At 41.4% G+C, this 19,701-nt stretch carries 16 protein-coding genes; 14 read left to right on the forward strand and 2 right to left on the reverse strand.

Going from position 1 to position 19,701, the window contains the following annotated elements; translation table 11 throughout:
* The first annotated feature begins 211 nt into the window (after positions 1-211).
* Both WAZ74_RS01805 and WAZ74_RS01810 read left to right on the forward strand, forming a co-directional pair.
* A complete protein-coding gene (locus tag WAZ74_RS01805; RefSeq protein WP_422305178.1) occupies positions 212-1,897 on the forward strand; it encodes an FAD-dependent oxidoreductase in 1,686 nt (561 codons plus the stop codon).
* Positions 1,898-1,989: 92 nt separating this feature from the next.
* Entirely contained in the window at positions 1,990-2,616 is a 627-nt protein-coding gene (locus WAZ74_RS01810) for a GNAT family N-acetyltransferase (protein WP_422305180.1), read from the forward strand.
* Positions 2,617-2,625: 9 nt separating this feature from the next.
* Here the strand turns inward: WAZ74_RS01810 and WAZ74_RS01815 are convergent, their stop codons facing one another.
* Entirely contained in the window at positions 2,626-2,835 is a 210-nt protein-coding gene (locus WAZ74_RS01815; protein WP_422305182.1) for a hypothetical protein, read from the reverse strand.
* A gap of 249 nt (positions 2,836-3,084) precedes the next feature.
* On the opposite strand from WAZ74_RS01815, the gene WAZ74_RS01820 reads away from it, so the two are divergent.
* The 3 genes from WAZ74_RS01820 to WAZ74_RS01830 all read left to right on the forward strand — a co-directional run bounded on the left by WAZ74_RS01820 (position 3,085) and on the right by WAZ74_RS01830 (position 6,039).
* Positions 3,085-3,453: a hypothetical protein gene (locus tag WAZ74_RS01820; protein WP_422305184.1), complete on the forward strand. Its 369-nt coding sequence runs from the start codon at positions 3,085-3,087 to the stop codon at positions 3,451-3,453.
* 109 nt (positions 3,454-3,562) lie between these two features.
* Entirely contained in the window at positions 3,563-3,844 is a 282-nt protein-coding gene (locus WAZ74_RS01825; RefSeq protein WP_422305186.1) for a DUF503 domain-containing protein, read from the forward strand.
* A gap of 941 nt (positions 3,845-4,785) precedes the next feature.
* Complete coding sequence (locus tag WAZ74_RS01830; protein WP_422305188.1) at positions 4,786-6,039, forward strand: hypothetical protein; 1,254 nt, start codon at positions 4,786-4,788, stop codon at positions 6,037-6,039.
* A gap of 201 nt (positions 6,040-6,240) precedes the next feature.
* Here the strand turns inward: WAZ74_RS01830 and uvrA are convergent, their stop codons facing one another.
* Positions 6,241-9,147 (reverse strand): excinuclease ABC subunit UvrA, encoded by a 2,907-nt coding sequence (uvrA, locus tag WAZ74_RS01835; protein ID WP_422305190.1) that lies wholly within the window; start codon positions 9,145-9,147, stop codon positions 6,241-6,243.
* 648 nt (positions 9,148-9,795) lie between these two features.
* Between uvrA and WAZ74_RS01840 the strand changes: the two genes are divergently transcribed.
* The 9 genes from WAZ74_RS01840 to WAZ74_RS01880 all read left to right on the forward strand — a co-directional run bounded on the left by WAZ74_RS01840 (position 9,796) and on the right by WAZ74_RS01880 (position 19,699).
* Positions 9,796-11,160 carry an MFS transporter gene (locus WAZ74_RS01840; protein ID WP_422305193.1) on the forward strand — a complete coding sequence of 455 codons (1,365 nt, stop codon included), beginning with the start codon at positions 9,796-9,798 and terminating at the stop codon, positions 11,158-11,160.
* Positions 11,161-11,214: 54 nt separating this feature from the next.
* Complete coding sequence (locus WAZ74_RS01845; protein WP_422305195.1) at positions 11,215-11,838, forward strand: DUF3833 domain-containing protein; 624 nt, start codon at positions 11,215-11,217, stop codon at positions 11,836-11,838.
* Between the two features lie 271 nt (positions 11,839-12,109).
* The gene (ssb, locus tag WAZ74_RS01850; protein ID WP_422305197.1) at positions 12,110-12,784 is read left to right on the forward strand and encodes a single-stranded DNA-binding protein; all 675 of its coding nucleotides are present in this window, start codon (positions 12,110-12,112) and stop codon (positions 12,782-12,784) included.
* A gap of 491 nt (positions 12,785-13,275) precedes the next feature.
* Entirely contained in the window at positions 13,276-13,599 is a 324-nt protein-coding gene (locus WAZ74_RS01855) for an H-NS family nucleoid-associated regulatory protein (protein ID WP_422305199.1), read from the forward strand.
* 265 nt (positions 13,600-13,864) lie between these two features.
* Entirely contained in the window at positions 13,865-14,692 is an 828-nt protein-coding gene (gene gspN / locus WAZ74_RS01860) for a type II secretion system protein N (RefSeq protein WP_422305201.1), read from the forward strand.
* A complete protein-coding gene (locus WAZ74_RS01865) occupies positions 14,693-15,595 on the forward strand; it encodes a type II secretion system protein N (protein WP_422305203.1) in 903 nt (300 codons plus the stop codon).
* 155 nt (positions 15,596-15,750) lie between these two features.
* The gene (gspD, locus tag WAZ74_RS01870) at positions 15,751-18,015 is read left to right on the forward strand and encodes a type II secretion system secretin GspD (protein WP_422305205.1); all 2,265 of its coding nucleotides are present in this window, start codon (positions 15,751-15,753) and stop codon (positions 18,013-18,015) included.
* A gap of 305 nt (positions 18,016-18,320) precedes the next feature.
* Entirely contained in the window at positions 18,321-18,458 is a 138-nt protein-coding gene (locus WAZ74_RS01875) for a hypothetical protein (protein WP_422305207.1), read from the forward strand.
* 164 nt (positions 18,459-18,622) lie between these two features.
* Positions 18,623-19,699: a TatD family hydrolase gene (locus WAZ74_RS01880; RefSeq protein WP_422305209.1), complete on the forward strand. Its 1,077-nt coding sequence runs from the start codon at positions 18,623-18,625 to the stop codon at positions 19,697-19,699.
* The last annotated feature ends 2 nt before the right edge of the window (positions 19,700-19,701 follow it).

The following is a 19,701-nucleotide window of genomic DNA, read 5'->3' on the forward strand; positions in this document are numbered from 1 at the left end:
ATTACGTTTTGCAACGCAGTGGACATAGAATAAAACAGCGTATCTCAAACGGTCTTGCTACTATCAATGAATAGCCTATGAAAAGAGCGTTTTAAAAAGTATTTCAAAGCATGATACTTTTAGTTGGAAGTGCCTGATTCGATATGGTCACTTTCAACCTGCTTTTACCTTATTTTAACCAAGAAGTCATTGTAACTGTTAAGGAAGACTTATGACCAATGCAACGATTAACACAGTCACGATTAGTAAAGCTGACATTCCAAGTGGTGGGATGAAATCCTACAAGCAAGATGACGATAGTATCATTTTAATTACCCGCGACGACAGTACGTTTCATGCATTCGATGGTAAGTGCCCGCACGCAGGGGCTGACTTAGGCGATGGTTTACGTTGTGGCAATCGTGTGGTCTGTCCTTGGCATCATGCGACTTTTGATAGTCGCGACGGCACGCTACTAGAGCCATTAGCCATAGAAGGTTTAACCCAATACGAAATTACCGATCATGGTGACAGCTTAACGGTAAATACGTCAGCCAAGAGTGATAAAAAGGTTAAAAATGACAAGCTGACTGCTACCCATACCATTATCGTTGGTGGTGGCGGTGCAGGTTTTATGACGGCTCATCAACTGCGCAATACTGGCTATGGCGGCAAAATTACTTTGATCAGCGCCGATGACAAAGCTCCTTATAACCGCCCTTTATTGTCCAAAGCATTTTTGGAAGGGAATATGCCAGAAGAAAAGCTATTATTGGGCGGAGCAGATTGGGCGAGTAAGCAAGATATTAAGCTGCGTTTAAACCAAACCGTTAGCGAAGTACTACCAAATGAGCGCACTGTTGTCATCAAAGATAAGAACGGTAATGATGAAAAGCAGACAGCAGATTATTTAGTCGTGGCAACCGGTGCTGAGCCAAACATACTACCATTTAAAGGTGCTGAGCTTGATGGTGTCTATACGCTGCGTAGTATGGATGATGCCAAATTAATCAAAGCGGCCAGCCATGATCAGCGTGTGGTCATTGTTGGTACAGGCTTTATCGGTATGGAGGTTGCTTCAGCATTAGCACAAGCGGGCACGACAGCGTCTATCACGGTGATTGGACAAGACCATCGCGTGATGGGCAATATCGTCTCTGAAACCGTCAGTAATGCGCTTATCAAATTGCATGAAGACAATGGCATTAATTTTGTCTTCAATGCCAGCGTCGCTGAAATTACTGAGGTCGAAAAAGCTGCTGATGACAGTAATAGTGGCAATGATGATGGCAATATCGTTAATAATGCTAATAGCAACGATGATGGTAACTTCTCACAAGTAAGTGGCGTCAAATTAGACAATGGTGAGCAGATTGACGCTGATATCGTCATTTTAGGCACTGGCGTATCTCCACGTATCGAGCTATTGCATGAAGTGAACGATGCAGACGGTGTACAAGTAGATAGTCATCTGCAACTGCGTAATGGCGTTTATGCGCTGGGTGATATCGCTAAAGCGCCCAATCAGCTGGGGCGTATGCGTATCGAACATTGGCGTGTGGCTTTGCAGCATGGCATGGTAACGGCCGCTGCTATCTTAAATGATGATATCAACTCGCTAGAGGAGCGCATTCCTTTCTTTTGGACGATGCAATATGGCAAAAGCTTGCGCTATAGCGGCCATGCTACAACGCCAGATCATGGTATTTTAATAGGCTCGCCAGATATTCTTAATTATATTGAATATTACTTTGATGACGATAGTGAGAACACGCGTGCTAGTGCCGCAAGCTCGCTTGGACGTGATAAAGAGCTGGTTGCATTCTCTGAGCTATTGCGCCGTGGTCATGCGCCAACGCGCGCACAGATTAATGCAGGGTTTGATATTATCGATCAAGCGCAGGTATTATCACGCTAGTACTCAAAACTGATAAGTATTACTATTAAGGCTGGCTTGGTTATCTGAGCCAGCCTTTTATAATATATCGATAAGAAAAGGATAAAAACAATATGAATAAAGACCACATAAATAGAGAATCAATATTTTTACGTCAAGCTGAAGCTGATGATATTGGCGCACTTGAGCAGTTATTAAACCGCTGTTATCGGGAGACAGAAGGCTGGACCAATGAAGCAGATTTAGTGGGTGGTATTCGTATCACTCAAACTGAGCTTGCTAGCATTATTGCTAATCCAAAACACTATCTCTTCGTTTATCCAAAAACAACAACGGGTGAACGCGATGGAGATGAAACCGGTGAGTTATTAGGCTGTATCGCTGTCGATATGAAAGTTAATACTGACGCCAATAAAAATGTTAGTAATAAAAAAGCCTATATCGGCATGTTTGCGGTACATCCTGAGCTACAAGGGCAGGGTGTTGGCAATGTTATATTGCAAGCAGCAGAGACATTTGCTGAGCGCCATTTGCAATCGGATGGGCAAGCCTCTGATAAAAATCCCGCTCGCTTGACCATGTCTATCTTAAGCCATCGTCCTGAGCTATTGTCTTATTATCAGCGTCGCGGTTATCAGTTAAATGGTAATAAGATGCCGTTCCCAGACGATGGTAATAATGGCGAGCCAAAACGTCAGGATTTAGAGTTATTAGAATTAGAAAAAATTATCAACAGTTAAAGTCTACTTTTACTGGCCCCAAAAATGTCTAAAAGTCATAAATAGCCCGACACTCAATAATATAAATGCCACGATGATTAAGCGCTTAAACCAGTTAAACGCTGGCAAGCGCGTGGCATTATCATTGGACATTAGGTAGGCAAACAAAAACAACAAACTTGCTGCCAAGGTCATAATACCTAGACCAATCGGTAAAATAAAAAAATATACCTGCCACATGGTTATCTCTCAATGGTCATTGTTAATCTCATCATAGCAGTATCAGGATTGTGCTGTCTGTAGTAGCCAAATTTTAAATTTCTTAAAGTCATTGCATTATAGAAATGCAGTGTTAGATAAGCATCAGAAGGGCAATGTTAAATAAGCATCGATAACTATCATGAAATTAAGTTGGGTTTTTAGTAATAACTCTGTATAGTTCGGGTAACTTTATAGATACATTGGTTTTATAATTATATCGAGGATGACATGAAAAATTTAAAGAAATTAGCGCTAATCGTATTACTAACGCCGTTATTTGCGGCGTGTTCTAATGCGCCTTCTGAAAGCACGGTCGAAGGCTTAATCGAAGCGCAATATGAGCAAGCCAATAGCATAATGGATGATGCGATGGCGAATGCGGGCAATGATGAAATGGCAAAAGCCATGAGCGGCATGATGGAAGGTATGATGCCAAAGCTTGAAGGTGTCGAGAACATAAATTGTGATACTACTGAGGGTGAAAACACCTATATGTGTACGGCGGATATCACGCAGACGATTGCAGGTACTAGCCGTACCAATAAGACAAATTTTAAAGTTTATCAAGTCAATGATGAGTGGGTATTGGGTAATTAGAAGCTAGGTCGTCAATTTATTTAACTTTGGAAACTGTTTATTAACTCTAAGCAATGAGCGGTTTTAGACAGCATGTTTTAGCAAGGGGTATTTAGCAAGGAAGATACAAATGCATATTGCCATCTTAACGCTAACTTTCTCTCTACCCGGATGCAGCTCGTTGAAAGAGAAGCGCCAACGTATGGGCGGCTTGCATGCACGCTTTGGTAATACGCCAAGTATCGCGGTATGTGAGAGCGGCGAGCGTGATCGGCATGACGCTAGCGAGTGGACGTTTGTGGTCGTAGGGCTGTCCAAACGCGAGGTCGAATCGCAATGCAGTCAAATTGAAGAAAAGATAGAACGGACGGTAGATGCGCGGGTGATAAGTGTTGAGAGGGAGTTTGTTTAGGTTTGGGTGGTTTTGCTATAGCGATTATGGAGAGCCAATCCCGCTTTCCGCTCATATCTTGGTCGCCCACTAGAGCGGTGACTAATAGCCCGTAGCATTCCTGTTGTCTCTGGACAGCGTATCGCTAAAATTCGAGCACTTTTACCTGAAGTGATGCCTGTTTATCAAGCGGCGGCTAAAGCACCTGCTAAGGCAACTACTAACGCAACTACAAAAGTAACTACTAGAACCATTAAACGTAAATAATTCAGTAAATATTATCAAAAAAGGTAAATCTTTTGACTTACCTTTTTTTTGCGAAGAAATATCGAAAAGTGGCTGTTTGATTTTTATCTTGTGTCTTGATATTGGGTGTCGAGTAGGTTGGCGTTGAGGTAGAAGACCTAACATCTGAATATTGGAGCCAATCCCGCTTTCCACTCATATCTTGGTCACCCACTAGAGCGGTGACTAATAGCCAGTAGCATTCCTGTTGTCTCGATACTACTCTTAGCTAAGTCACCGCAATCTAGTGTTCAACCAAGGATGATCGCTACAATCGGGGCTAAACCGCGTCTCAAGTCCACCTTTAACTTGAAGGTGAAAAGATTAAGGTTTTCTGTGTATGTTGGTGTCGAGGTACGAGACCCAACAAAATGATCGTGCGTAATATTGAATTATCGGGTGTCCTTTGTCAACCTAACCTAAAGGCTAAATTAGGCAGTTCCTTGCAATAATAAAGTTTGAAATAGCAACTAGTTTTATATATAGTTGTCCGACGGGGTCTCCCTTACTTTGCACATGAGTAAAAACAGACATTTACAAACCTTAAGTTTGCATAAAAAATTTAATACCATTCTCATATAAGCTTATTTTTTCTTTCATAGCTTAGTGAGTCATTTTTTCATGTGCCTATAAATTATAGTGATGATTTGCTTTGCGTATATTATGTGAGAAGAAATATGACTTTATCTACTGTTATTTATCAGATACACCAACAAACTAAAAACTTAACTTCTATTTTGACGCGTAGCCAAATATATGAATTGGTTGCTTCGTTGTATGGATTTAACTCTCAGAAGTTATTTCGCCAAAAATCAATAGCGATTACTGGTAACTTTACATCTATTTCATTAAATAAAACCTCATTTTTGAAACGATGTTCAAAACTCCATTTCAGTGAGTTTCATGAATCGCTCTATCAAATCATTTCAGAAGCAATAATGAGGAATGAGATTTGTATTATTGGCTTAGATAACTTTGAAAATCTAGTTTATGAGAGTTTGGGTGTAATACATCATGAAGATTATTATGATAGTGTCCAAGAAATTGATTGGTATGAGCCTGACGCTAATGCTGAATTTTACTTGAAAAATAACAGCTTATACCAAGCAATTTCAAGGGCCTCAAGTGAAGATGATAACTCAAACTATCAGCTACTGAAATGTCAGTTAAAGTTTTTAATGACTAAGCAGGCTCTTGATGACCAAAATTTATATGAAGAAGATTTCGCATTAAGTGATGGGGCGATTTTGTATAAACGTTGGAAAGCAGGAGAAAAAATATCACCTACTTTTCAAAGTCTCTTGGATAGTTACATAAAGGTAAAAGAAGCTTTAGAGTTTACTCAAAATGAGATGAAAAATACTATCAATTTTTGTCTAAAATTAGATTTTAATCAAACAATATTGTCATTATGGTCTTATTATGAACTAGGCTCTTATAATCAGTTTGATGTTGAGAGTTATGAACACTGCCATCATTTCCGCGTTTTTTGTCAACTTGAGAAAACTTTAAAGAATATAGGTTGTGATGCAAAAAACGACAAGATTCATAAAGCTATTGTCAGTTTAAACAACCTTGAAATCTCTCAAAATATACAACAGTTCATTCAAGAGCTTGATAGCAGCTATCAAAGCTGTGAAGACGATGGAAAAGAAATTTTAGCTATACAAATAGAAGGCTGGCTTGGATTTGCTGATAAAATAGACTTAAACTTATTGGAAATTAAAAGCCATTTAAGTTCTAAGATACGTCCGCAAACTAGAGCTTATAATTCTAAAGGTCAAACTATCTACGATGACTGGGAATTTGGAGATTTTGCAGGTGTAGAGGAATATGGGGGACACGAGCCTATAATGGAGCTTTCTGAAGAAGCAATGATAAAAGCTAATCAATTCACTGCTAGAGAGCTTGAGATATATTCTGCTTGTTAGATCGCTAAAATAGTGCAAATGTTTATATAGAATACCGCCTATTTTGAGATGAGCGGTATTTTAACAAGTATAATATCGCTTAGAAAATCACAGATTTTCTCTTGCGTTGGGGCAAAGCAGTGCTTTGCTTTATCCCTCCTCACCAACAAAAAGGCCACTCCCTAAAGAGTAGCCTTTTATCAAAAGTTAACTAATTTTCTATCAGCTCACTTGCTTCATCGCTTGCTTAAGCATCGGCTTCAAGAACTCACCCGTATAAGAGCCTTTCACTTCCGCGACTTCTTCAGGCGTACCTTCAGCGATAATCAGACCACCACCTTTACCACCTTCAGGACCCAAATCAATCACCCAATCCGCCGTTTTGATGACATCCAAGTTATGCTCGATGACCACGATGGTATTACCTTTATCGCGTAATGCATGCAAGATATGGAGTAGCTTATCGATATCATGGAAATGCAAACCGGTGGTTGGCTCATCTAAGATATAAAGCGTCTGTCCCGTATCACGTTTGGCAAGCTCACGCGCCAGTTTAACCCGCTGCGCTTCACCGCCTGATAGCGTGGGTGCAGACTGACCCAAACGGATATAGCTAAGACCAACATCCATCAAGGCTTGTAGGCGACGATAAATCGCTGGAATAGCTGAGAAGAATTCAGTCGCATCTTCTACGGTCATATCTAGGACGTCAGCGATGTTTTTACCTTTATAGAGAATCTCTAGCGTTTCGCGGTTATAGCGCTTGCCTTCACAGGTATCACACGGCACATACATATCAGGCAAAAAGTGCATCTCAACTTTGATGAGACCATCACCTTGACACATCTCACAGCGTCCACCTTTAACGTTAAAGCTAAAGCGACCAGCTTTATAACCACGAGCGCGTGCTTCTTGAGTTTGAGCAAACATCTCACGTACTGGCGTAAAGACACCAGTATAAGTCGCTGGGTTTGAGCGTGGCGTACGACCAATGGGGCTTTGATCGATATCAACCATTTTATCCAAATGCTCAAGACCACTAATGCTGTCATGCTTATCTGCGATAAGCGTTGAGGCGTTGTTTAACTGAGTCGCTGCTAATGGCATTAAAGTACGGTTAATCAGAGTCGATTTACCAGAACCTGAGACGCCAGTAATACAAGTCATAATACCGATTGGTAAAGTCAAATCGACATCATGTAAGTTGTTACCTGCTGCGCCTTTTAGCTCGATGGTCATCGGAACTTGTTTAGGCTTTGCTTTACCTTTGACTTCCATATCGATTGTTTTGGCCTTATGACGAATGGTTGGAATCTCGATTCTTTTCTTCCCAGACATATATTGTCCAGTCAGCGATTCTTTATTCGCCATGATGTCATCGACCGTACCTTGAGCGATGATATGACCACCATGTATGCCGGCGCCGATACCAATATCAATGACGTGATCCGCTTGGCGAATGGCATCTTCATCGTGCTCAACGACCAGTACGGTATTACCCAAATCACGCAAGCGTGTTAGGGTTTTGAGCAAGCGATCATTATCACGTTGATGTAGACCGATTGATGGTTCATCAAGGACATACATCACACCCATCAGACCTGCACCAATTTGGCTGGCAAGACGAATACGCTGCGCTTCACCGCCTGATAAGGTTTCAGCAGAGCGGGCAAGTGACAGATAATCAAGCCCGACACTGACGAGGAAATTTAAGCGCTCATTAATCTCTTTAAAGATTTTCTCGGCGACTTCGCCTTTATGACCGCCAATCTTTAGCGTTTTATAATATTCCGCCGCATCACCGATAGACAGCTTGACGATTTGAGCAATAGTTTGGTCATCAACGCGGACATTACGTGAAATCTCATTCAGACGCGCGCCGTCACAGACATTACAAGTCGTATCAGCTAAGTATTTCGCTAGCTCATCACGGACGAGGTTGCTTTGGGTTTTGGCATAACGGCGCTCTAAATAAGGTAATACGCCTTCAAACGGCACGGTTTTATTGGTTTTACGACCGCGCTCATCGGTAAAGTTAAAGGTGAGCTTTTCTTTACCAGAGCCTTGCATGATGATATCTTGCTGTTCTTTTGGTAAATCTTGCCACGGTGCATCCATGTCGATTTTAAAATGATTACAGACGGTAGAGAGCAAACCAAAGTAATAGGCATGACGTTTATCCCAACCATTAATCGCGCCTTGATTGAGCGATTTTTCATGATGGGTAATCAGTTTTTCGGCAGAGAAATACTGACGTTTACCAAGACCATCACAGCTTGGGCAAGCACCATATGGATTGTTAAAACTGAACATCCGCGGTTCAAGCTCAGAAACTGCGCGATCACAGACAGGGCATGAATGCTTGGCTGACATGACTTGGTTTTCATCGCCGCCTTCTTTTGGATTGCCATCCATAAAGTGCAAAGTGACCAACCCTTGACCCAAGCGTAGAGCGGTTTCCAAACTTTCAGCAACACGGTTACCTAAGTCATCACGGACTTTAAAACGGTCAACAACGACTTCAATTGTATGCTTTTTCTTCTTATCGAGTGTCGGTAGCTCATCAGTATCATAAACGTCACCGTCGACGCGCACGCGCACAAAGCCTTGACCAATCAACTGCTCAAGTAAGACTGTATGTTCACCTTTACGCTCACGAATCACGGGCGCCAATATCATAATTTTGGTGTCATCTGGCAACGCCATAACTTGATCGACCATTTCGGTGACCGACTGCGCAACCATTGGCTCGCCATGCTCTGGGCAATAAGGGGTACCGATGCGCGCATAGAGTAGGCGCAGATAGTCATAAATCTCGGTAATCGTACCGACCGTTGAGCGTGGGTTATGGTTAGTCGATTTTTGCTCGATAGCAATCGCTGGCGATAAGCCCTCGATACTATCGACGTCTGGTTTTTCCATCTGTGAGAGAAATTGACGCGCATACGCCGACAAGCTCTCGACATAACGACGTTGCCCTTCAGCATAAAGGGTATCGAATGCCAATGACGATTTACCAGAGCCTGATAAACCAGTAATCACCACAAATTTATCTCGTGGAATGTCTAAGTCGATATTTTTTAGATTATGAGTGCGTGCGCCGCGAACCTTAATATACTCGTGTGCCATCGGTTGAGGATTTCCTATTTGATAAAGTGGTATATAAAAAAATGTCTGGAATTTAAAAGTCTAAATAAAGATAAGTTAAATAATTAATTAATAAAAAGTGTAGGTTTTTTAAAATTGCTACTCAAATTAATATGGCTTTATAAAAATGTGCCGTTTTCACAAAGCAATATTAATAGTTGTTTATCCTAGGTTTTGAACTTCATACTTGAAATTAATAAAGGTAATCTAAATTAAATAGCTGTTAACTGACATGTGTAGTTTGTTATAGATTTAGTCGAAAAATGTCATTTTATGAACATGGCTTTATAAGTATTTTTTTAATATTTTTCATTGAATCTTGTCAGACAATAACATTTCCGACGTCTTACTTTATTGTCATGACAGAGGCATTATTCAAGGTGCGATAACGCATGAAATGCACTTGGTAACAAAATTATCGCGTAAAATGAATAACTTAAGTCAGTGCCAGTGATGATGCGATCGTGGTAAGGCAAAAGTCTCGGCAAGCAAACGGTGAATGTCTTATACTAGAGGGCTTAATTTGTAGCCAATGCCTTGATAGATCGGTAATGATAAAAAGCACAGCGGTAATGATAAATCAGCAGTGCAGCTTTGATAAACCAGCAATGATGAACCAGTGAGGCAAGTATGAATAGCGTAGAAAAACGGGCAATCCTCGGGGTGGGTGGCATATTTGCCTTGCGGATGATTGGTTTGTTTATGATTGTGCCAGTATTTTCTGTGTATGGTGATAATTATGCGCATGCAACGCCGTTTCTGATTGGTTTGGCAGTCGGTATTTATGGACTAGGGCAGGCGATATTTCAGATACCGATGAGTCTTGCTGCTGATAAATTCCCCCGTAAGCCTATTATATTTTTAGGTCTTATCTTATTTGCCCTCGGTGGTATCATTGCAGCAAATGCGACGGATATTTATGAGGTTATTATTGGTCGGGCGCTGGCAGGTAGTGGTGCGGTCTCGGCGGTATTAATGGCACTACTAGCGGACGTCACACGTGAGGAAATGCGCACCAAAGCGATGGCGACGATGGGCTTGACCATTGCGACCTCCATCATGCTGGCTTTTGCCTTCGGTCCCTTATTGGTCGGTTCGCTTGGTATTTCTGGGCTGTTTTGGCTAACCGCAGGCTTTGCTGTTTTAGCGATGTTATTATTACTGTTTGTACCCACACCGCTACGAGTACTGCAACATAATTTAGACAGTAAGTCGATTGGTCAGCAGTTGTCAGACGTGCTAAAAATTGGTGATTTAAATCGATTGCATATTGGTATTTTTGCTCTACATTTGACCATGACTGCTATCTTTGTCATTTTGCCACATCAGCTTAATGAGGTAATGGGGCTGTCGGTACGTCAGCAAGGTTTAATATATTTACCATTATTGTTTATTGGTTTTGCTGTTGCGATACCTTTTATTATCATCGCAGAAAAGAAACGCAAGATGCGCCAAGTGTTCTTGGGCGCAATTGCATTGATGACCGTTGCCTTAGCTTTATTGGCGCTTGGTAGTCAGGTTGGTGTCGGTATTATATTAGGTTTATTGCTATACTTTATGGGCTTTAACTTATTAGAAGCAACGATTCCATCATGGATATCTAAGCGTGCCCCAGTCGCCAATAAAGCGACCGCGATGGGATTGAATTCATCGAGCCAGTTTTTTGGCGCATTTGTTGGCGGAGCGATGGGCGGATTATTGTTAAGTCAACCTAATCTATTAGCATGGGGTATCCTAGCGGTCATTATGGGGATGTCGTTACTGCTTATTATCCCTATTGCTGATCCACCGTATTTAGCAAGTACCACTGTGACAATACCGAAAAATATCAATATTCAAGATTGGTCACGGCAAGTGCTGGCAGTCGATGGTGTTGATGAGTTGGTAGTCATGGCAAAAGAGCAAGTGGCGTATCTGAAGCTAGATAAAACCCAATTGACGGATGATTCAAGGCAACAGCTCTCGAGTTTGGCACAAAGTCCTTTAGATATTTAAGAATGTGACGTAGATTATAGAATAACGATATTTCCCATCTAAAAAGGAATTGAGATGAGTAAATTTAATAGGCTATCTAGTAGGGCGATTATCAAAGCAGCTAAAACAACCGAATCTTTAGCCAATGTTAATAGCTCTATATCTAAGCTTGCGATGGGTTTTGTGCTGTCAGTCACTCTATTGAGTTCAGGCTGCGCTACCCAAAACATTCAGGCTTATCAAAACACCACGCCAACGCTTGATATGCACGAGTTTTTTTCAGGTCAAATTGATGGTTGGGGAATGTTTCAAGGTCGTAATGGCGAGGTCAAAAAACGTTTCTATGTCGATATCGATGCGACTCATGAAGGCGATAATGTTATTGTATTGGATGAAAAGTTCTCATGGGCAGATGGCTCAAAATCGCAACGTATATGGCGACTAACCAAGCAAGCTGACGGTAGTTGGAGAGGAACGGCAGGTGATGTCATTGGCGAAGCAAAAGGTGAAGTCACTGGCAATACTTTACATTGGCAGTACTTATTAGAGCTGCCCGTTGATGATAAAACTTATAAAGTAAATTTCGATGATTGGATGTATTTGGTCGATAAAGATGTCATGTTAAATCGCTCAGTGATGAAGAAGTTTGGTGTTGAGCTGGGTAGTGTGACCTTAAGCATGCATCGGAACAAGAAATAAGCTGGAGCTTTATCGAGAGATATAAGGCTTTTTTTATGATGATTAATGAACATGACTATTAAGAAAACAACCAATAGCTTTTGCTAATAGCCGTAAAGCTAAAGAAATTAAAAATGCACGACATAGTGTGTCGTCTAGCAGACAACGCCTACTAGATATTTGGCAAAAAAATAGTTAAAGTAAAACCATATTACTGCTAGAATTAATTGTTTATATTAAAGACTCGATTAAAGCTGGTAATCATATTCTTCATAGGTAAAAGGACGATATTATGCGCGGAGTTAATAAAGTTATCATCATCGGTAACCTTGGAGCAGATCCTGAGGCGCGTCAATTCAACAATGGTGGTAGCGTGACCAACATTTCGGTTGCGACATCAGAGCAATGGACGGATAAACAAAGCGGTGAAAAAAGAGAAGCGACTGAATGGCATCGCATTTCATTGTTCAATCGCTTAGGCGAAATCGCTGCGCAGTATCTTCGTAAAGGCAGTAAAGTTTATATCGAAGGCAGCTTGCGTACGCGTAAATACCAAGATCCCAATGGCCAAGATCGTTATATTACTGAAATTCGCGCTGAACAAATGCAAATGCTAGATGGTGCGACTGGTGGCAGTAGCGACAGTGGTGGATTTGGTGGTCAAAACTCAGGTCAAAATCAGGGTCAAGGCGGTTACGGCAATCAGGGCGGTGGATTTGGTGGTCAAAATCAAGGTGGCCAAAACGACTATGGTCAGCAAGGAGGCAACCAGCCAGCTCAACAAGGTGGTTATAACCAAGGTGGCGGTGCAGCTCAAGGTATGTCACAAGGTAGCAATCAAAACAGCTTTAACAATCAGAATGCGCCTACTCAGCAGAACCAGTTTAATAAACCGACTCAAGCACCGGCTCAGTCTAAACCTACTGCCATGCCAGACGGTCCTGTAGATGATGATATTCCGTTCTAGGATGTACCTTAGACTTTAATGTAAAGAATAATCCATACAGCCCTCGTTATTACGGGGGCTGTTGTTATTCAGGGAAAGGTATAGTTAAACCAGTTAAAAAACGATGTCATGCTACTGAGATAATTTTTGCAAGCCTCTTTTTTAATTGGAATCGACACAGCAATCAAGCAAGCAAGATTGATGAAGGCAGAATAATATTTTTAATGACTCCCAATACTTTAAGTAATTCTTTTTACTTTGAATGGGCTATATAAATAGCATTACCTTTTAATGATATTGATTATCACTTATTTATTTCTAATAAAAAACATCAATCAGCCGTTGTTATAGTTAGTATTTTTGTTTATATTATCGTTACTTACCATTTTAAGTATTAATAGAATATTAATCACCAATCAATTGATTATTAACAATCAATCTGTTTTTTAGCAATCAATTAGTATTGCAAATTCTATTTAATTTATACCCCTTATTTTAATGTGGAAAATATTATGAACAAAAATAACGTTATTGATTTAAATAGCTTAAATGTCGATGAGCTACGCGCTATTACTGAAAATGCGCAGCAACTTATTGCTCAAAAGCAACACCAGCGTTTGTATGATGCTTACACGCAGTTTGAGAAAATTGCAGAAGAAAGTGATGCCAGTATTGAAGAGATTTTACAAGCGGGCGAGAAACTAGAAAAAAAGCGCAGTATTAAGTATCGTAATACCGATAACGAAGAAGAAACTTGGACCGGTCGTGGACGTAAACCAACATGGTTGGTAGACGCTCTAGCCGCAGGTCGTAAACTTGAAGATTTTGCTATCTAGTTTTGTTATTTAATACTATAAGTCTGAGTTGACAATCTAATGATAATCATAATGATTTGTCTGATTTGACTGCCTTATTAATCATGATTAAATTCTAGAGTTATTCCGTTTAATAAGTATTAGATCAAAAGCTTGTAGGCAGAATTTAGCCAGTATTTTTATTGCCAATATTTTGGCGAAAAGATACTGGCTTTTTTTCTGTCATCTGTATGCGATTGTTTGCTATGATAATGACGTTTTGGTCTTATATAAGAGTTATGCAACCGTGCCCCAAGTATCTGCATCGTCTCATAAGCGTCCCCGTAAGCTGTGGTGGCTGGTTGGGTTCATATTATTTGCGCTATTTGCTGTTTTGCAAATGCCAGCAGCATGGCTACTTGAAAAATATGCACCAGAATCGCCTTATGTGCAGCACGTGTCAGGCAATTTATGGCAAGGCTCAGCGATTTGGCAACTGCCTTTGTCATCGACGCCGCTGACAGGTGCCGCTGACTGGTCTTGGCAGCCATGGCATTTGTTATTGGGCAAGCTTGGTGCAGAAGTCAATATCAGCTCGGAGCAAACTCGCCTCAATGGACAAGTAAAAGTAGGTCTAAGCTCATGGGAGATGCATGACATGAGTGGTAAAATTGCGCCTGAGACTTTGAGTAGTGTCGTCGATTGGCAATTGCCAAATACACCGATTCAGGTTAATAATATATCGCTAAAACGTCAGTCTAGATCAAGTAAAGTAGCAGATAATGATTCGGCCAAAAATCTATCTGGGTTTAGTCAAGCGGATGGTCAGTTGACCTGGGTTGGCGGTGAAGTAGGCTATCCTAGTGGTGGTAAGGTTTTTTATATCACCATACCTGCGCTGCGTGCTGAGCTCAGTGCTGAGCAGAAGAATAATAAAAACCTGCTGCATATCAATCTAGTAAACAATCAAGATAAGCGTTTAGGCGACTTGTATATCGATGGCGATAATATGTTGGATATAAGCTTGACGCAGCGTCTACTAGAAAGCATGCCAGAATACAAAGGACAAGCGCCACAAGATACGCCAGTCGTTAGCGTGCGTCAGCCGCTGTCAAATGGGTTAGGGGCACGCTAGATGATAACTGTCTCTACCAGTTTAAAACCTGTGCTTAATATTTTGAATCGCTTTTCAACTTGGTTGCTTTTATTGGCGATTGCTTGGTTATGCTGGACCGCAGCGCGGCTATTATGGTTGCTGCTAGCGCCCCCTTTAGCACCGGCATTACCGCTCGTGCCTTTACAGAATAATGCCGCATCCAGCACAGATTATAGTAGTCTATTCGCTATTTTTGCCGATCCTGACCCAGTCGCTGCTGTGGTACAGCCGCCACCTAATATTGTATTGAAAGGCGTCTTACTTGCCATACCAGAGAGTCTGTCTTCAGCGTTATTAGAGGTCAATGGCGAGGTCAAAAACTACCGAATTGGTGATACTTTAAAAGATAGTGATTATAGCTTAGTCGCGGTTGCTTGGAACGAGATCGTTATCGCCGATGCCGCTGATAAAGAAATGGTAATTCGAATGCCAGAAGCAATGCCCCTTGACCAAAGTGCTATGATGGCTAGTGGCGTCAGTAATCAGCGTTTGCAAGATAGTAATATGTTACCTAATGCTCCTTTGTCTGACCAAACCAATACTGATAATCAACCAGCTGCCGAAGCGACAGGCGAAAACGCTCCCAAGTCTGCTATTGATGAGGCGGTCACAGAGCTACAAGGAAACCCTGCCAGTTATTTGAGCCGAATGGGCGTCATGGCTGGTGGCGATAGCTATCAAGTGACGGCAGCCATGCCTGCCAATGTACGTAATCGCTTAGGACTTGAGCCTGGTGATAAAGTATTAAAAGTAAACGGGCAAAGTGTTGGTAGTAATCCTGTACAGGATGCTAATGTATTGCAACAAGTCAAACAAGCAGGTGAAGCACAGATAGAGGTACAACGTGGCGATCAAGTGATTACGATTCGTCAGCAGTTTTAAATAATATAGATTGGTTTAAAGGTATTCTTTTCTATATTTATTTGATCAATGCTATCGTTAGCAATATTATAGCCAACAACGTTCAATACATATTAAGCTCATTGCACATTAAACTCAGTACATATCAAGCGCCATCACTGTAGGTAATTATCAATATGGTCAGTTTTTATAATTTTTCAGTCACGCCTTTGCATCATATCTTGCAGCGTTTGATGCGGCTGTGTCGTCCGCTTTGCTTAGCAGTGCCATTATGGGCGGCTAGTACCGGACTGGTCAGTGCTGAGAGCTGGAAAGTCAACTTACAAGACGCTGATATCAAAGCATTTATCAATGAAGTGGCGACAATTACTAATCAAAACTTTGTGCTTGATCCGCGCATCAACGGTAATGTGACCGTTATCTCCAATAAGCCATTGTCGCGTGATGAGATTTATCAGCTATTTTTAAGTGTGATGCAGGTCAATGGTATTGCTGCTATCGATTCAGGAACAACGATTAAGCTGGTACCAGATAATGTCGCCAAACAAACTGGTGTGGCTGTAGATTTACGCGGTGAAAGTGTCGGTGAAGCATTAGCAACGCGCGTGATTTATTTGACCAATACACAAGCGACAGAAGTCTTAGGCGTTATCCGACCACTGATGCCACCGTCCGCACATGCCGCCGCTGTGCCTGGGGTTAATGCTTTGGTATTGTCTGATCGTGCTGATAGCCTGAACCAATTGACAGCGCTCATACGCGATTTAGACAGCAATGTGAATGATGGGTTGCAAGTGATACCGCTACGTCATGTCGATGCCGAACGTATGATGGAGTTGATTAGCGCGCTGGTTGCGAGCGCTGGTAGCGGGCAAGCACAAGGTGCTAATAATCAACTCAAAGTTATCGCTGATACAGCTAGTGATAGACTGCTGGTTAAAGGCAGTCCTGAGATGATTGCCAAAGTTCAAGAAATGGTTAATCAGTTGGACACAACCCCTACAAGGCGTTTGAGTGGTCTACGTGTCTTTCGCTTAAAATATGCTAGCGCCGGTCATATTGCAGAAATGCTCCGCGGACTACTTGCTAGCCAATCTATCAACAGCTCTGGCGCAACCTCAACATTAGAGTCAGCATCATTGAACGATGCCGCTACGACAGGATCGACGTTAAATAGTGGCGCTAACGGTAGTGTGGGTAATAACAGTGTTGGAAACACAAGTAGCGCCGCTTTACCGAATAACAACTCAGGTGGTGCAAGTACAGGTATCGGTGGTCGACCTTTTAGTATCATCGCTGATGAAACTCAGAATGCAGTTATTGTTAATGCAGCACCTGAGCTGATGTTTGAAATTGAAGATGCTGTCAATCAGTTGGACAGTCGCCGCGCTCAAGTATTGATTCAAGCTGCGATTGTAGAGGTGTCAGGTGATGATGCCACTCAGCTTGGCGTTCAATGGGCGCTAGGTAATGCCAATAGTGGCTACGGCGTAGTGAACTTTAATAACGTCGGTGCGAGTGCAACCAGTCTGGCAGCAGCAGCGTTAAGTGGAGCAGCAGGTGGAGGAGCTATTAGTGCTGCTGCCAGCTCTATCGTGGGTGCTTTGGTTGGTATTGGCAGTAGTAGTAAAGACAGCAAAGGTAATGCACAGTTTTACGGCGCCATCTTGCAAGCACTTGATTCTTCGACCAGTGCCAATCTGCTATCTATGCCCTCTATTTTGACGTTGGACAACGAAAAAGCCAGTATCTTGGTTGGTCAAAACGTGCCTTTTGTAACAGGTTCTTATACTACTGGTAGTGACTCTTCGACTAACCCATTTCAGACGATCGATCGGCAAGATATTGGTATTAATCTAAATGTTATCCCACATATTGGTGAAAACGGCACTGTACGTTTAGAGGTCTCACAAGAGGTTTCGTCAGTTGTACCAGGTAGTACTGGAAACGCTAGTGGTCTGATTACTAATAAAAGCCTTATTAATACGACCATTTTGGCAGATGATCAGCAGACCATTGCTTTAGGTGGGTTGATGCGTGACAACTCCACCACGCGCCAACAAAAGGTTCCAGGTTTGGGTAATGTGCCCTTTATTGGTCGATTGTTCCGCTCGGACAATGACAATAGCCAAAAAAGCAATTTAATCATATTTTTACAGCCGACTATCTTACGTGATGGCGGCGCGGTGGCAAGCGTCACAGAGCGTAAATATAATCAAATGCGCGTGCTACAATTGGTTATTGATAAAAACGGTACGATTAAACAGCTGCCATTAAGTGGTACGGAAGGCTGGAATGGCAATGTCAGTGCAGACTACGAATTGATGCCACTCAATCCCCTTATTCCTAAGCGCGACCAAAAGCCGAAATCGACGTCGCAAGGTTTTACGAAAGTCGATAGTCCAAGCAGTGGTATCACCACTTATCCATTAAATCGTTAACGGCCTTTATTCACTTTGTAAAGCGTCTCTCAAAGCATACTGTAAAATACGAATCTTAAGTTATTATCAATGTACGGTGTCATAGATACACCGTACATTAGCTTGCGTATTCATAACACAGATAAACATAGCAACCTTTGTATACGAGTATAATAAAAGCAGATAACATAGGCGTATAAGGCTTTTAATAGTAGCAATATGTATAGCGATGAAGTATGTACTGCGATGCAGTGATATTGATAAAATTATAGTAATAAATTCGCAGCTGTCTCATTCAAAAAGGTAAATTTCAAAAGGTAAATACAATGGCAACTTCTAGCAATAAAAAAAAGTGGCTTACCTTAAGCGCAGTTGGCGTTGCCCTATTACTAATCCCACGGCGTAGTAGCAAAAAGGCAGATAGAGCGTTGTTGCGTAAATCTAACAATAAAGATAGCGGTTAAAGCAGACGATTAAAATTAATAGCAAAAATAAATGCATGGTAAAGTAGAGAATCTATCTGTTTAAATCTTATGGTCTAAAGATAGTTTTTTAAAGGTAACGGTTTGAACCTCATTATTTATAAAAGAAAAATTGTGGTACCAATTATTAATTTTGGAGTCTATTGATGACTACTATTAGGACATCATTTATCGACGATGAAACACGACCTACTATTTTTCCTCTAATTGACACACACACTCATTTCGATGCACCTGTGTTTGATTCTGATAGAGGTAAGCAGGCACAGCTTGCTTATGATCAGGGCGTACGTCATCTGGTATTAGTTGGCTATTTGTATCGACATTTTGATCGACTCTACGAAACAAAGCGATTATTAAATGAAGAACTACCAAATGAAGAGCTACGATTAGTTGAAGAAATGCCGTCTACTACAGGAAAGGATATTCGCCAAAAAGAGTCGTTTTATCAAAAAAAATCACTTCTCAAGGCGCATATTGCGCTAGGTTTGCATCCTTTTTATATCGAGCAGCATACTGAAGCGCATTTAGAAAATATGGCGCAGATGCTCAATAAAAAGCGTCCGCTTGCCATTGGTGAAATTGGTTTAGATACTTTTACAGATACCATGAAGCAGCCTGAAATGCTTGCCAAGCAGCAGTATTTTTTTAAAGCTCAGCTGGATATGGCAGTGGTTCATCAGCTACCGGTGATGCTCCATATTCGCAAAGCTCATGCTGAAGCCTTGGCGTTATTAAAAGCGCATACGTATGACGCACATAAGCTTGGCGGTATTGCGCATAGTTTTAGTGGTGGTGTGCAGGAAGCCAAAGCATTTGTGAAATTAGGTTTTAAGCTTGGCGTTACTGGTCAAATAACCAATCCCAATGCGAAAAAATTGCGCCTTGCTATTCAAGCAGCTGTCGATAATTATGGTATTGAATGTTTAGTTATCGAGACTGACTGTCCAGATATGACTCCTATTATGTCTTCTGATAACACTTTAGATAGTGATTTATACGGCAGTTTATACGATGAAGCGTCAGTGTTCGGACAAAGTCCAGATAACGAATGGAGTGATACGCCTACTTATAATAGAAATGTGCCTGCTAATTTACCCTATGTGTTATTAAGTCTGAGTGAGTTACTTAATGTGCCACCTGCTGTTCTTGCTGAGCAATTGTGGCACAACAGTTGCATGGCTTTACAAACAAAATGGCATTATCCGATCTACAAAATTTAGCT

The sequence above is a fragment of the Psychrobacter sp. genome (assembly GCF_049295055.1).
Taxonomy (GTDB): Bacteria; Pseudomonadota; Gammaproteobacteria; order Pseudomonadales; family Moraxellaceae; genus Psychrobacter.

Excerpts from the sequence above, each read along its gene's own strand:
- WAZ74_RS01805 (WP_422305178.1), top strand. The coding sequence starts at position 212 with ATGACCAATGCAACGATTAACACAGTCACGATTAGTAAAGCTGACATT.
- WAZ74_RS01810 (WP_422305180.1), top strand. The coding sequence starts at position 1,990 with ATGAATAAAGACCACATAAATAGAGAATCAATATTTTTACGTCAAGCT.
- WAZ74_RS01815 (WP_422305182.1), bottom strand. The coding sequence starts at position 2,835 with ATGTGGCAGGTATATTTTTTTATTTTACCGATTGGTCTAGGTATTATG.
- WAZ74_RS01820 (WP_422305184.1), top strand. The coding sequence starts at position 3,085 with ATGAAAAATTTAAAGAAATTAGCGCTAATCGTATTACTAACGCCGTTA.
- WAZ74_RS01825 (WP_422305186.1), top strand. The coding sequence starts at position 3,563 with ATGCATATTGCCATCTTAACGCTAACTTTCTCTCTACCCGGATGCAGC.
- WAZ74_RS01830 (WP_422305188.1), top strand. The coding sequence starts at position 4,786 with ATGACTTTATCTACTGTTATTTATCAGATACACCAACAAACTAAAAAC.
- uvrA (WP_422305190.1), bottom strand. The coding sequence starts at position 9,147 with ATGGCACACGAGTATATTAAGGTTCGCGGCGCACGCACTCATAATCTA.
- WAZ74_RS01840 (WP_422305193.1), top strand. The coding sequence starts at position 9,796 with ATGAATAGCGTAGAAAAACGGGCAATCCTCGGGGTGGGTGGCATATTT.
- WAZ74_RS01845 (WP_422305195.1), top strand. The coding sequence starts at position 11,215 with ATGAGTAAATTTAATAGGCTATCTAGTAGGGCGATTATCAAAGCAGCT.
- ssb (WP_422305197.1), top strand. The coding sequence starts at position 12,110 with ATGCGCGGAGTTAATAAAGTTATCATCATCGGTAACCTTGGAGCAGAT.
- WAZ74_RS01855 (WP_422305199.1), top strand. The coding sequence starts at position 13,276 with ATGAACAAAAATAACGTTATTGATTTAAATAGCTTAAATGTCGATGAG.
- WAZ74_RS01865 (WP_422305203.1), top strand. The coding sequence starts at position 14,693 with ATGATAACTGTCTCTACCAGTTTAAAACCTGTGCTTAATATTTTGAAT.
- gspD (WP_422305205.1), top strand. The coding sequence starts at position 15,751 with ATGGTCAGTTTTTATAATTTTTCAGTCACGCCTTTGCATCATATCTTG.
- WAZ74_RS01875 (WP_422305207.1), top strand. The coding sequence starts at position 18,321 with ATGGCAACTTCTAGCAATAAAAAAAAGTGGCTTACCTTAAGCGCAGTT.
- WAZ74_RS01880 (WP_422305209.1), top strand. The coding sequence starts at position 18,623 with ATGACTACTATTAGGACATCATTTATCGACGATGAAACACGACCTACT.